Source organism: Pseudomonas sp. H1_D04 (assembly GCF_054683855.1).
On record NZ_CP162826.1, the window covers coordinates 2,299,300 to 2,312,073 of the forward strand.

Sequence of the window (12,774 nt, forward strand, 5' to 3'; positions counted from 1 at the left end):
GCGATGCATCCCAATGATGACGACCGCACCCAGTTCATGCCCCGCCCAGGTGGCCGCGCGCCTGAACCTGTGCGCGCAGAGCCGGCTCCGCTGTCGATGCCGGCAGCACCGATGCTCACCGGCAAAAGCCAGGGCCTCAACCCGCTGGAAAGCGCCGCCGGCCCGCTGCTGGCTTTGCTGACGCGCCTGCGCAACACCATCGCCCACCCCGCGCCAGCCAGCCTGCGTGCGCAGTTGCTGGCCTACCTGCGTCAGTTCGAAGAGCGCGCCGAAGCCGCCGGCGTGGCGCGCAACGAAGTGCTGCTGGCCCGTTATGCGCTGTGTACCGCCCTGGATGAAGCCGTATTGAGCACGCCGTGGGGCAGCACCAGCGATTGGGGTAAGCAAAGCCTGCTGATCACTGTGCACAACGAAGCCTGGGGCGGCGAAAAAGTCTTCCAGTTGCTCGACCACTGCCTGCAAAGCCCACGGGAACGTCTGTACCTGCTGGAGCTGTTGTACCTGTGCATGTGCCTGGGTTTCGAAGGCCGCTACCGCGTGATGAACGACGGTCGCAGCCAGTTGGAAGCCCTGCGCGAGCGCACCGCTGCGGCGATTCGCAGTGCTCGTGGCGAGCATGAGCGCGAGCTGTCGCCGCACTGGCGTGGGGTGACCGTGGCCCGTGATCGCCTGGCGCAATTCATGCCGCCGTGGATCGCCGTAGCCATTGGCGTGGCGCTGTTGTTGGCGTTGCTGTTCACCTTGCGCATGCTCCTGGCGTCGCAGGCGGAGCCGGTGTTCAAGAATATCCATGCCCTGGGCGAGATCCCGGTGCAGGCCATCGACCGTCCGGTGGCGCAGCCCAAAGTCATCGAGCGGCCGCGTTTGGCGGGGTTCCTGGCTGAAGACATCAAGGCCGGTCGCGTTGCCGTTGAAGATAAAGTCGACCGTTCCGTGGTCACCATTCGTGGCGATGAACTGTTCGCATCGGCCAGCTCCAGCATTGTCGATGACTACCAGCCGCTGATGCTGCGCATCGCCGATGCCATTCGCAAAGTGAAGGGCCAGGTGCGCGTGACCGGCCACAGCGACAATCGTCCGATTGCCACGCTGCGCTTCCCGTCCAACTGGGCGCTGTCCGAAGCACGGGCCAAGTCGGTGCTGGAAATCCTCGCGGCCAAGACTGGCCAAGCGGATCGCTTCAGTGCCGAGGGCAGAAGCGACACCGAGCCGTTGGCCACCAACAGCACAGCCGAAGGCCGCGCCCGCAATCGTCGGGTTGAAATCACCGTATTGGCGGAGGGCGTCGAGTGAAGGCGTTTTTCAGTTTTATGATTCGCTGGGTGATCCCGCTGCTGGGCCTGATTGCCTTGAGCCTGATCATCTGGTTTGTCGGGCCGTTGCTCGACGTGCTGATGCCGGAAGGGCGCCGTTGGGCGCTGATTATCCTGGTGTTCGCGGTGTGGATCGCCTACCGCGTGTTCCGCATCATCCAGGCGCGGCGCCAAGCGGCCGAAGTGATGCGCAGCCTGGCTGCCGAAACCCCGGCCGACCCCAACAGCGTGGCCACTGCCGAAGAGCTCACCACCCTGCGCCAGCGCATGGACGAAGCCCTGGCGCTGCTGAAAAAAGCCAAGCTCGGCGGTGACGAGCGCCGCAATCTCTATGAGCTGCCGTGGTACGTGATCATCGGCCCGCCGGGTTCGGGCAAGACCACCGCGCTGGTCAATTCCGGTTTGCACTTCCCGTTGGCTGCGCAGTTGGGCGCCGGTGCGGTGCGTGGCGTCGGCGGTACGCGCAACTGCGATTGGTGGTTCACCGATCAAGCAGTATTGCTCGACACCGCTGGCCGCTACACCACTCAGGACAGCAACTCCACGGTGGATAAAGCCGCGTGGCTGGGCTTCCTTGACCTGCTGAAAAAGCAGCGTTCACGCCGCCCTATCGACGGCGCGTTTATCGCCATCAGCCTCTCGGATTTGCTGCTCGGCACTGATGCCGAGCGCGCTGCCCATGCGGCCGCGATTCGCCTGCGCATCCAGGAGCTGTACACCCAATTGGGCGTGCGTTTCCCGATCTACCTGATGCTGACCAAGCTCGACCTGGTGCCGGGTTTCATGGAGTACTTCGACAACCTGAGCAAGGAAGAGCGCGCCCAGGTGTGGGGCATGACCTTTGCCCTGGACGACGGTAAAAACAGCGACAGCCCGCTGGCCCATTTGCAAAGTGAATTCGCGGGTCTGGAGCAACGCCTCAATGAGCGTTTGGTTGAGCGTCTGCAACAGGAACGCGACCCGGCGCGGCGCGACCTGATCTACGGCTTCCCGCAGCAGTTCGGCGCGTTGAAGGATTGCCTGCAAAGCTTCCTCGAAGGCGTGTTCAAACCCAACGCCTTTGAAGAGCGCGTGTTGCTGCGCGGTGTGTATTTCACCAGCGGTACCCAAGAAGGCAGCCCGATTGACCGCCTGATCGGCGCCATGGCCCAGAGCATGAACCTGGACCGCCAGCACCTGGCACGGCAGAGCGGCACCGGGCGCAGTTACTTCATCGAAAAACTCTTCACCGCGGTGGCGTTTGCCGAGCGTGGCTTGGTGGGGGTGAACCCGAAGGTCGAGCGGCGGCGCAAGTGGATTGCGCGCGGCGTGCTGGCGGCCACCGTGGCGTTGGTGGTGGTGGTCAGCGGCCTGTGGTGGGTGAGTTATCGCGCCAACCAGGCGTATATCGCCCAGGTCGACCAAAAGGTCGCGCCGTTGGGCCAGACCGTGCAGAACCTAAGCCCGGCGCAGCGTGAAGTCCTCGCCGTACTGCCGTTGCTCAACGCGGTGAAGAACCTCGCGGGCGACTCGCCGAGCTGGTCCGAAGGTCTTGGCTTGTATCAGGGCGACATGCTCGAAGCCGAATCAGCCAGCGTGTACCGCAAGTTGTTGATCGCGGTGTTCGCGCCACGCTTGGTGACGCGCATCGAGGAGCAGCTGCACGGCGGTGGCAATTCCGATTTCCTCTACGAAGGCCTCAAGGCCTACCTGATGCTCGCCGACAGCGAGCATTACGACCCGGACTTCATCAAGGCCTGGATCGCCCTCGATTGGGACCGCAACCTGCCGCGCGACCTGCCGGCCGATCAGCGCCAGGCGCTGACCGGGCACTTGCAGGCGCTGTTTGATCGTCACCCTCCGAGCGCACGCCTCGATCCGCGCTTGATTGATGACCTGCGTCGCCAGTTGCAACAGCTGCCAGTGGCCCAGCGCGTCTACGACCGGGTCAAACGCCAGAAACTGCCTGAAGGCATCCCGGACTTCCGTATCAACGAAGCCGCCGGCCGCGATGCCGCGCTGGTGTTCAGCCGTAAAAGCGGCAAGCCGTTGGGCGAGCCGTTGAGTGGTTTTTTCACCGCCAAGGGCTATCGCCAGGCATTCCTGCTGAGCAGCCTGAACCAGACCGGCACCTTGGCTGAAGAGCAGTGGGTGTTGGGCCGCGAGCAGGCCGATCAGCAGAACGTGGTCAGCCTCGCCGCCGATGTGCGTCGCCTGTACTTCCAGGACTACCAGCGCCAGTGGGATGCCTTGCTCGCCGACATCGACTTTGTGCCGATCACCAGCGTGGCTCAGGCGGCCGATGTCCTGCGGGTTATTTCCGGGCCGACTTCACCGCTGAAAAAGCTGCTGGTGGCGGTGGCCAAGGAAACCGATCTGCAAACTGAAGAGCGCCAATTGGCCGCCAAAGGCGTGCCGGTGGAAGGCGGCGTCGACAAGCTCAAGGAGCGCCTCGGCAGCCTGCTCGGCCAGGAGCAACCGACGGCCAATGCGCCGGCGGCAGCGGATGATCCAGTCACCGCGCACTTTGCCGAACTCAACAGCATCGTCAGTAAAAATGAAGGCGAGCCAGCCGCTATTGATGGCTTGTTGTCGGACATGAACGCGCTGTATGTGCAGGTCAGCGCCATGGTCGGTGCCAGTGGCGACGCGTTGCTCGGTGAGGCGAAGAACCAGGCGGCCGCTGCTGCCACGCGGGTCAGCCTGAACGCCGAACGCCAGCCGCCGCTGGTGCAGGGCATGGTCAAGTCGGTGGTCAACTCCACCACCAACAGCATGATGGGCGGGGTGCGTAACCAACTGAACGCGGCATGGGTCAGCGAAGTGGTCAACGTGTATCGCCATTCCCTGGCAGGGCGTTATCCGATGTCGCCGGGCAGTGCGCGGGACGCCACGCTGGATGACTTCGGGCAGTTCTTTGGTGTGGGCGGGGTGATGGATAACTACTTCCGTAAATACCTGCAGCCGTATGTGGACACGTCTGCGCAGACTTGGCGCTGGCAGCCGGGCGCGGCGCAGAAGCTGGGGATCGCGCCGGGTGTGCTGCAAACCTTCCAGCGCGCCGCGACAATCCGCGATGCGTTTTTCCGCTCCGGGGGCACGCAGCCCATCGTCCGTTTCGAACTCAAACCGGTGTCGATGGACCCGACCATCACCCAGTTCCTGCTCGACCTCGACGGCCAGCAACTGAGCTACGACCACGGTCCAAGCCGCCCGGTGGCGATGCAATGGCCGAACCCCGGCAGCATTGGCGTGGTGCGCATTTCCATCATGCCGCCATCGGCCAGCGGCCGTTCGGGCGTGACACTTGACGGCCCATGGGCGTGGTTCCGCCTGTTGGAGCAATCGGACCTCACCGCTGGCAACTCGCCGGACCGCTTCAATCTGCGGCTGCGGGTCGACGGCGCGAGCATCGCCTACGAGTTGCGCGCCAACAGTGCTTTCAACCCGTTCAAGAGCCGCGTGCTCAGTGGCTTCAGCCTGCCGGAGCGGCTATGACGACCCTGGGTTTCTACGGCAAGTTGGCCAGTCGCGGGGATTTTGTCAGCCGCGCCTTGCCCCAGAGTTTTGTCGGTCCGTGGGACAGTTGGCTGGCCGCGGGCTTGCTGGCCAGCCAGACCAGCCTGGGCGGTGATTGGCTCAACGTTTACCTGGTCAGTCCGCTTTGGCGTTTTGTACTGGCGCCGGGCGTGTGCGGGCCAGATGCGGCGGCGGGTGTGGTGATGCCGAGTATTGATCGGGTCGGGCGCTATTTTCCGTTGGCGGTGGTGGCCTTGCTTGATCACGACACCAATCCCGCCTCACTGGTAGGCGGGCCGGACACGTGGTTCGAGCATGCCGAAGAGCTGCTGCTCAGCACGTTGGACACCGGCGCGACCTTTGAAAGCTTCAACGATGGCCTCGATACCCTCGGTTTTCCAGCCAGTGAGCCGCGCGCGGTCGATAGCCGTTTCGCGGGCCTGCAAAGGGTGTCCGCCACCGTGCCCCATGGGCGCATGACCGCGCTCGCCGAACAGGCCTGCGAAGGCGCAAGTCTGTGGTGGGGCCGAGGCTCGGAACGTATTTCCCCTGGTTTATTACGGTGTCAGGGCTTACCTGCCGCCGGTGATTTTGCTCAGTTTTTGCTCGGACAAGAAGGTGTGGTGTAGATGGGGGCGACGTACAAATCCGCGAGCAAAAGCCATGTGGGCATGGTGCGCCAAGTTAACGAAGACGCGTGCCTGGACCTGCCGGAAAACCGCCTGTGGGTGGTGGCCGATGGCATGGGCGGGCATGCGGCAGGGGACTATGTCAGCAGCCTGATCGTCGACAGCCTGCGCAGTGTGCCGTTGGGCCGCTCCCTGGACGAATACTCGGCGGCCCTGCGCAATGACCTGATCCGCATCAACGCCGCCGTGCGCGAAGAAACCGCCCATCGTGGCGTGACCATGATGGGCAGCACCGTGGTCGTACTCGCCACGCGTGGCTTGCGCGGTGTATGCCTGTGGGCTGGTGACAGTCGCCTGTACCGCCTGCGCGATGGCGTGCTCGAAGGTATTTCCCGCGACCACAGCTACGTGCAAGACCTGCAAGACAGCGGCCTGCTCAGCGAAGCCGACGCCCGCGTGCATCCGCGCGCCAATATCGTCACTCGCGCCATTGGCGTGGAAGCCCAGCTTGAAGTGGCGGTGGTCGACCTGTTGATCGCCCCCGGCGACAGCTACCTGCTGTGCAGCGATGGCCTGAACAAGACCGTCGAAGACCATGAAATTCGCGAAGTGCTCAGCCACGACGCGCCGGATGAAATCGTGCGCAGCCTGGTGCACCTGGGGCTCAATCGCGGCGCGCCGGACAACATCACCGCCATCGTTGTGAAGGTATCGGCATGAACATTGTGATTCCTGGCTACGACATCGAAGGCGAGATCGGCGAAGGCGCCATGGCCAGCGTGTACCTGGCGACCCAGCGCTCGCTGGAGCGCAAGGTGGCATTGAAGGTGATGGCGGCGGCATTGGCAGCCGACCCGAGCTTTTGCGAGCGCTTCCTGCGCGAGGGCAAGACCCTGGCGCGCCTGTCGCACCCGCATACGGTGACCATCCATGACATCGGCAATGTCGGTGAGCTGTATTACATGGCCATGGAGTTCCTGCCCAACGGTACGCTCAAGGAGCGTATCGCCGCGGGTATGACGCCGGAGCAGGGCGTGACATTGATCCGCCAGATCGCTTCGGCGCTGGGGTATGCCCACGCTCAAGGATTGGTACACCGGGACGTCAAGCCGGCGAACATCCTGTTCCGCGCTGACGGTACGGCGGTGCTCTCGGACTTTGGCATCGCCAAGTCCCTGGACGACCGCACCCAGTTCACTCAGGCCGGTTTCGCCGTTGGTACGCCGAGCTACATGAGCCCGGAACAGGCGCGGGGCCAGGAGATTGACGGGCGCGCCGACCTGTATGCGTTGGGCGTGGTGCTCTATGAAATTCTCGTCGGCAAGCTGCCGTATAGCGGCACCGACGCGCTCTCCACCGCGCTGGCGCACCTGACCGAACCGTTGCCGGAATTGCCGGTGCACCACGGTCGTTATCAGGGCGTGTTGCGTAAGTTGTTGGCCAAGGATCCGGCCGAGCGGTTCCCGGATGCAGCGGCGTTGCTGCTGGCGCTGGACCAACTGCCGGCGGATTCGCCGGAAGCCACGCTGGTGCGACCACTGCCGATCCCGGTGAGTTTTGACCTGGCGGGTATCACGCCGGAGTCCATCGAAATCCCGACAGCCAAACCCGAGCCAGTGCGCCAACCGGTGGTGCCGCCGACGCAGCACAGCGAGCAGCGTCGCGGGCCTGTGTTGGCGCTGGCAGCGGTGGCTGTGGCGGTTGCCCTGGCGATTGGCGGCGCTTCCTATTGGTGGCTGAGTGGCGATGATGAACCGGCCAAACCACCGGCCGCCGTAGTCCCCGCAGCAACACCTCCAGCAACACCCCCAGCAACACCCGCAGCGGCAGTGGTTGAGGCGGATGGCGGTCAACGTCCGCTGTTGATGGCGGGCAAGAAAACCCTGTTCCAGCGCGTCCTCAGCAAGCCGGGCGCGAAGCTTTCGGATGAGGCAGGCAGCGCGGCTGGCAAGGCGCTGCCGGCGTTCTCGGTGCTTTACGTGTACCAACGCAAAGACATTGAGGGTCAACCGTGGGTACGCGTCGGCACCGCCACCGATGGGCGCAGCGACGGTTGGTTGCCGGCCTCGCAAGTCAGCGACTGGAAACAAAGCCTGGTGCTCAAGTTCACCGAGCGCTCGGGCCGTGCGCCGGTGATGTTCCTGCGGCAATCGGGGGAAGTGGAAAAGCTGCTCGCCGACCCGGCCGCCGCCAAGAGCGCGCTGGCCAAAGCGCAGAAAAACAGCGAAGACAACGGGCAAATCCTTGCCCTGGAACCGACGGCCAGCGCCGTGCCGCAGAACCAGTTTTACCTGTTGCCGATCTTTGACTCCAAAGAGAGCTTCGACGAAAACGGTCAGCCGGTGCAGTTGCTCAATGTCGCTTCCATCGACCCCGGCAGCAGCGCCGTGGCCAAGCCCGCCATGCCGGTGATCAACGCCAATGCCGATGCCTTCCGCACTGCGGTGGTGCTGGTAGTGGATACCACCGTGTCGATGCAGCCGTATATCGACCAGATCCGTGACGTGGTTCATGAGCTGCAAACCCGCATCGCCGAACGCGGCGAACTCGATAGCGTCAGCTTCGGTATGGTCGGTTTTCGCAGCAGCATCAAGAAAACCCCTGGCCTGGAATACGTGGCCAAAACCCTGATCAGCCTCGACCAGGGGCGTGATCCACAACGCTTCCTCGACATGGCGCGGCAAGTCAAAGCGTCCAGCGTTTCCAGCCATTCGTTCAACGAAGACGCGTTTGCCGGGGTGATGCAGGCTGTGGACGGCATGGACTGGTCCGGTTATGGCGGGCGCATCATTCTGCTGGTCACCGATGCTGGGGCGCTGCGCAAGAACGACCCGTTCGCCGCCACCCAGATGAACGAAGCCGAAGTGCGCCAGGCCGCGCTGGGCAAGCAGATCAAGATTTACGCTCTGCACCTGCGCACCGACGCCGGCAAGAAAACCCACGCTGGCGCCGAGAGCCAGTACCGCATACTCACCGCCGACGCCAACCCGCAGATCGGCGACTTGTACACACCGGTGCCCGGTGGTGATGTGCGCAAGTTGGGTGAGCGTGTCGATGAGATCGGCAGCGTATTCGCCAACCTGGTGCATCAAGTGCGCAGCAACACGCCGCAACCGGTCCCGCTGCTCAGTTCGGCACCGACCTTGGCGGATAAATCTGCCGCCGTTGGTTACGCCATGCACATGGACTTCCTCGGCCGCAAAACCGCGAGCCAGGCGCCGCAGCTGGTTAGCGCCTGGACTGCCGATCGCGACCTGACCAACCCGGCGCTGCCGGCGTTCCAGGTGTGCGTGATGCTGACCAAGTTGCAGCTCAACGATTTGCAGCAGTCGCTGAAACTGATCGTCGACGCGGCGCGCAAGACCCAGACGTCACCCAAGGATTTCTTCCAGGAAATCGCCAGCGCATCTGCCTACATGAGTCGCGACCCGCAAGCCCTGCGCAAGGGCGGCAACTTGGCCGATGGCGGCATTCTCGGCGAATACCTGGAAGGCCTGCCGTACCGCAGCAAGTCGCTGAACATGACCCAGGACTTGTGGTTGTCGTTGAGCGTGGCCGAGCAGGAAGACTTTATTGACGAGCTGGATTCGAAAATCCGCCTCTACGAAACCTTCCATAACGACGTGGCCAACTGGGTCCGTTTCGGCGATGCCGAGCCGGGCGATGCGTTGTACCGCGTGCCGTTGTCGACGCTGCCGTAATGCTGACCCTGAGCGCGGTGCACAAGAGCCGGGGCGTCGGTAGCCAGCGCTATAGCCTGGTGATCCCGGCGCTGGCGCTGCGCGCGGGTGAGCAAGTGGCGATCGTTGGGCCCAGCGGTTGCGGCAAGAGCACCTTGCTGGATTTGCTGGCGTTGGTCCTGGCGCCGGATCAGGTGGGGCACTTCGAATTTAATGCGATCGACATTGGCAGTCTGTGGCGTGCGGATCAGCAATCGCGGCTGGCGCAGTTGCGCAGCCAGCACTTGGGCTACGTGCTGCAAACCGGTGGCCTGCTTGGCTTTCTCGATGTGCGCGGCAACATCGCCCTGTCCCGGCAACTGCTGGGCTTGAAAGACGATGGCAGTGTGGCGCGCCTGGCCGAGCAGTTGGAAATCAGTGACCAGTTGGCGAAGAAACCCTCGGCGCTGTCGGTGGGCCAGCGCCAGCGCGTGAGCTGCGCCCGAGCCCTGGCCCATGCACCGCAACTGGTGCTGGCGGATGAGCCGACCGCGTCCCTTGACCCGTTGAATGCCGAGCGCGTGATGCACGCCCTGTTGGCCCAGGCCCATGAGCACCGCGCCGCCTGTGTGATCGCCACCCATGACGAACCTCTGGCCCGTGCCAGTGGCTTGCAGATTCGGCGTATCAGTTGCCGTCGCGATGCCGACGGTGGCGTCACTGCCACCCTTGGGGAGGCGTGCTGATGCGCATCCCCTTGATCGCTTCCCTGGCCTGGCAGGATTACCGCAACGACGCGTGGCTGTCGGCCTGTTCGGTGCTGGCATTGGTGGCGGTGATCGCGCCGTTGCTGGTGTTATTCGGCCTGAAATTTGGACTGGTTAGCAGTTTGACCGAACGTTTACAGACCGACCCCGCCACCCGTGAAATTATTCCGTTGGGCGGTGGTCGATTCAGCAGCGCATTGATTGAGCAGCTTGCCCAGCGCCCCGATGTGGCGTTTGCCATACCGCGTACGCGGCAGATTGCGGCGACGGCGCAGGTGGGCGCGCTGACGTTGGAGATGCTGCCGACAGCGCCAGGTGATCCGTTGTTGGGTGCGCTGGTGCTGCCGCATGGCCTGAACCAGATCGTGCTGAGCCACACCGCTGCCGAGAAGCTTGCAGCGCGGCCTGGGGATCTATTGGAAACCCGCTTTGCCCGCCAGGTAGCAGGACGTGTCGAGGAGCAGCGCACAAAGGTACAGGTGGTTGCGGTACTGCCGCTGGAAGCCTTCGCGCGGGACGCTTTGTTCGCCGATCTGGCCCTGCTGGAAGCGGCGGAAGATTACCGCGATGGTCGCGCCGTCACGGCGTTGGGATGGACGGGCGAAGAGGTGGCGGTGGGTGAGCAGCGGGTGTACCCGGCGTTTCGCCTGTACGCGCGCAATCTCACTGATGTAGAAACCTTGCGGGTGTATTTCGCTGGGCAGAACGTGTTGGTATCGACCCAGGCGAACACCATCGCCCAGGTGCAGTCGTTGAGCCGCAACCTGTCGATCGTATTCTGGGTTATCGCCGGGCTGGCGTTGGCGGGGGCGTTTGCGGCGATCTTCGCTGGGGCCTTGGCCGCCGTGGCGCGCAAGCGACGGGAATTGTCAGTGCTGCGCCTGTTGGGGTTTTCCACCGGCGGGTTGTTGTTGTTTGTAGTGGTGCAGGCGCTGTATAGCGCAGGGTTTGCGGCCTTGCTCAGCGCCGGGCTGTATGGCTTGGCCGAAGCAGCGTTGAACAAATTATTTGCGCAAGTGCCGGGCGAGTACGCCAGTCATCTGCTGGCGCGTCATTACGGCCTGGCCCTGGTTGCAGTCCTCGGCGTCAGCGCCGTGGCGGCGGCGTGCGGTGGCTGGCGAGTGGCGCGTATCCAGGCTTCTGAAGGAATCAGAGATGTATAAGTTACTGGGCGCCGTCGTGGCGCTGAGCCTGGCCTCGATGGCCTGGGCCGATGAAGCAAGCGATAAACTGGACAACCCCAAACCGTTGCCGGATGACGTGAGCCTGCCGCTGCCATGCGAGGGCAACATGGTGTTCCGCTACGCCTACGTGCTGGCCCAAGGCACGCTGGATGACCGCGAAATCAGCCTCGGCTACCCCTTCGCCGAAGGCGAGGCCGGTTACCAGCAGTCGTTTATTTCCGGCTACCGCCGCGACTTTATCAACGGCCAGTTCACCCTCAAGGATTTGCCGAAGGACTGGAACAAAGTCATCGCGCCGTTGATGCCGAAGACAGACGCCAAGACCCCACTCAAGCCGATGCTGTACTTCATCGGCAAGTACGAAGTGACCGCTCGCCAATACGCCCAAGTGATGGCCCAGGCGCAGTCCCTGGCCAGTGGCGAGCCGGCGCCGGCCTGCGATGCGCCGACCGGTATGGCCGGGCGTTTGCCCAAGGTGAAACTGTCGCGGTTTGAGGCCGAGCGGTTCTCTGCGGTGTACAGCGCCTGGCTGATGAAGTACCACCGCGACTTGCTACCGGTGAGCGGGCGCGGTTCGTCGGCGGAAGACGGCGGCGTTGGCTTTGTGCGCTTGCCCACTGAAGTGGAGTGGGAGTTTGCCGCACGCGGTGGCCAGGCGGTGAGCCGTCAGGATCTGGAGGGGCGTCTGTTTCCTCGTCGCACTGAAGGCAGCGAAAGCGATGGCCCTCTGGGTGATTACGCCGTGTTCAACCAAGTTGCCGGCGGTACTGGCCAGGCGGCGCGCCTGATGCCCATTGGCACCAAATTACCCAACCCAATTGGCATGTTCGACGTGATCGGCAACGCGGCGGAAATGGTCCAGGAGTCTTTCCAATTGGTCCATGCCGGTCGACGCCAGGGCACTTACGGCGGCTTTGTGGTCAAGGGCGGCAACTATCTGGAAGGCGAGGGCACGCTGTTCACCGGCATGCGCCGCGAATACCCGCTTTTCGCCGCCGACGGCACCGAGCAAAGCAATGAAACCACCGGTTTCCGCGTGGCGATTGGTGCGTTGTCGGCCCCGCGTTCACGTTACAAGGAGTTGTTTGCGCAGTGGCAAAAGGAAGGGCGCCTGGCCGCGCTGACCGACGCCATCGATGACGCCCAAGACCCGACCAAACGCCTGGACAGCATCATCGCCGCCAGCGTCGACCCCAAGCTGCAAGCCGAATTGGGGCTGGTCAACGAAGAGCTCAAGCGCAACGTCTCGCTGATCGCCCAGCAACGCGAAGAAGCGGCGGGCAACCTGATTCAGTCGGCTGCATTGGTGGCTGAGACCATCAGCAACTACAACATCCGCCTGGCCAACCTGCAGAAGAGTCGCCAACAGTCTCTGGACAATAAGGATGAGGCCAGCGCGAAGCTGTTTGATATGGCCATTGCCAACGGCCGTAGCGCCCTCGACGGCGCGGTCGCGATTTACATCGATAACTTGGCGACGGGCACGCGCTACACGGATGCGGTGATCCAGGCGCAGTTTCAAAGGATCAAGGAGGAGTTGGATCGCAAGCCAGTGCTCGGCAAGAGCCTGGTGACGCGCGCGACACTGTTCGTCCGCCATGTCGGCAACTACCGCAAACAACAGCGGGCTGACCCGGCGACGATCTTGAAGGAATTGCTCGCAGCGAGCGGTCAGCGGTCTTGATCGTTGGCTGTATAGCGAGCTTGGAAGGGACTCAGGCGGC

At 63.5% G+C, this 12,774-nt stretch carries 8 protein-coding genes; all 8 read left to right on the forward strand.

What is annotated here, in order from left to right; genetic code table 11:
* The first annotated feature begins 3 nt into the window (after positions 1 to 3).
* The 8 genes from AB4N82_RS10455 to AB4N82_RS10490 are packed head-to-tail and all read left to right on the forward strand — an operon-like array spanning position 4 to position 12,734.
* The gene (locus AB4N82_RS10455; RefSeq protein ID WP_032884432.1) at positions 4 to 1,293 is read left to right on the forward strand and encodes a DotU family type VI secretion system protein; all 1,290 of its coding nucleotides are present in this window, start codon (positions 4 to 6) and stop codon (positions 1,291 to 1,293) included.
* On the forward strand, positions 1,290 to 4,790 hold the full coding sequence (gene tssM, locus AB4N82_RS10460; protein ID WP_122763977.1) for a type VI secretion system membrane subunit TssM: 3,501 nt from the start codon (positions 1,290 to 1,292) through the stop codon (positions 4,788 to 4,790). The genes AB4N82_RS10455 and tssM overlap by 4 nt, the downstream gene beginning before the upstream one ends.
* Positions 4,787 to 5,440, forward strand: a complete 654-nt coding sequence (tagF, locus tag AB4N82_RS10465; RefSeq protein ID WP_032884429.1) for a type VI secretion system-associated protein TagF — start codon at positions 4,787 to 4,789, stop codon at positions 5,438 to 5,440. The genes tssM and tagF overlap by 4 nt, the downstream gene beginning before the upstream one ends.
* Positions 5,441 to 6,160 (forward strand): PP2C family protein-serine/threonine phosphatase, encoded by a 720-nt coding sequence (locus AB4N82_RS10470; RefSeq protein WP_122763976.1) that lies wholly within the window; start codon positions 5,441 to 5,443, stop codon positions 6,158 to 6,160.
* Positions 6,157 to 9,141 carry a serine/threonine-protein kinase gene (locus AB4N82_RS10475; protein ID WP_460104884.1) on the forward strand — a complete coding sequence of 995 codons (2,985 nt, stop codon included), beginning with the start codon at positions 6,157 to 6,159 and terminating at the stop codon, positions 9,139 to 9,141. The genes AB4N82_RS10470 and AB4N82_RS10475 overlap by 4 nt, the downstream gene beginning before the upstream one ends.
* The gene (locus tag AB4N82_RS10480; protein WP_032884425.1) at positions 9,141 to 9,845 is read left to right on the forward strand and encodes an ABC transporter ATP-binding protein; all 705 of its coding nucleotides are present in this window, start codon (positions 9,141 to 9,143) and stop codon (positions 9,843 to 9,845) included. The genes AB4N82_RS10475 and AB4N82_RS10480 overlap by 1 nt, the downstream gene beginning before the upstream one ends.
* Positions 9,845 to 11,029 (forward strand): ABC transporter permease family protein, encoded by a 1,185-nt coding sequence (locus AB4N82_RS10485; RefSeq protein ID WP_122681910.1) that lies wholly within the window; start codon positions 9,845 to 9,847, stop codon positions 11,027 to 11,029. Before AB4N82_RS10480 ends, AB4N82_RS10485 begins: the two co-directional genes overlap by 1 nt.
* Positions 11,022 to 12,734, forward strand: coding sequence for a formylglycine-generating enzyme family protein (locus AB4N82_RS10490; protein ID WP_122763975.1), 1,713 nt, complete (start codon positions 11,022 to 11,024; stop codon positions 12,732 to 12,734). The genes AB4N82_RS10485 and AB4N82_RS10490 overlap by 8 nt, the downstream gene beginning before the upstream one ends.
* Positions 12,735 to 12,774 lie beyond the last annotated feature (40 nt).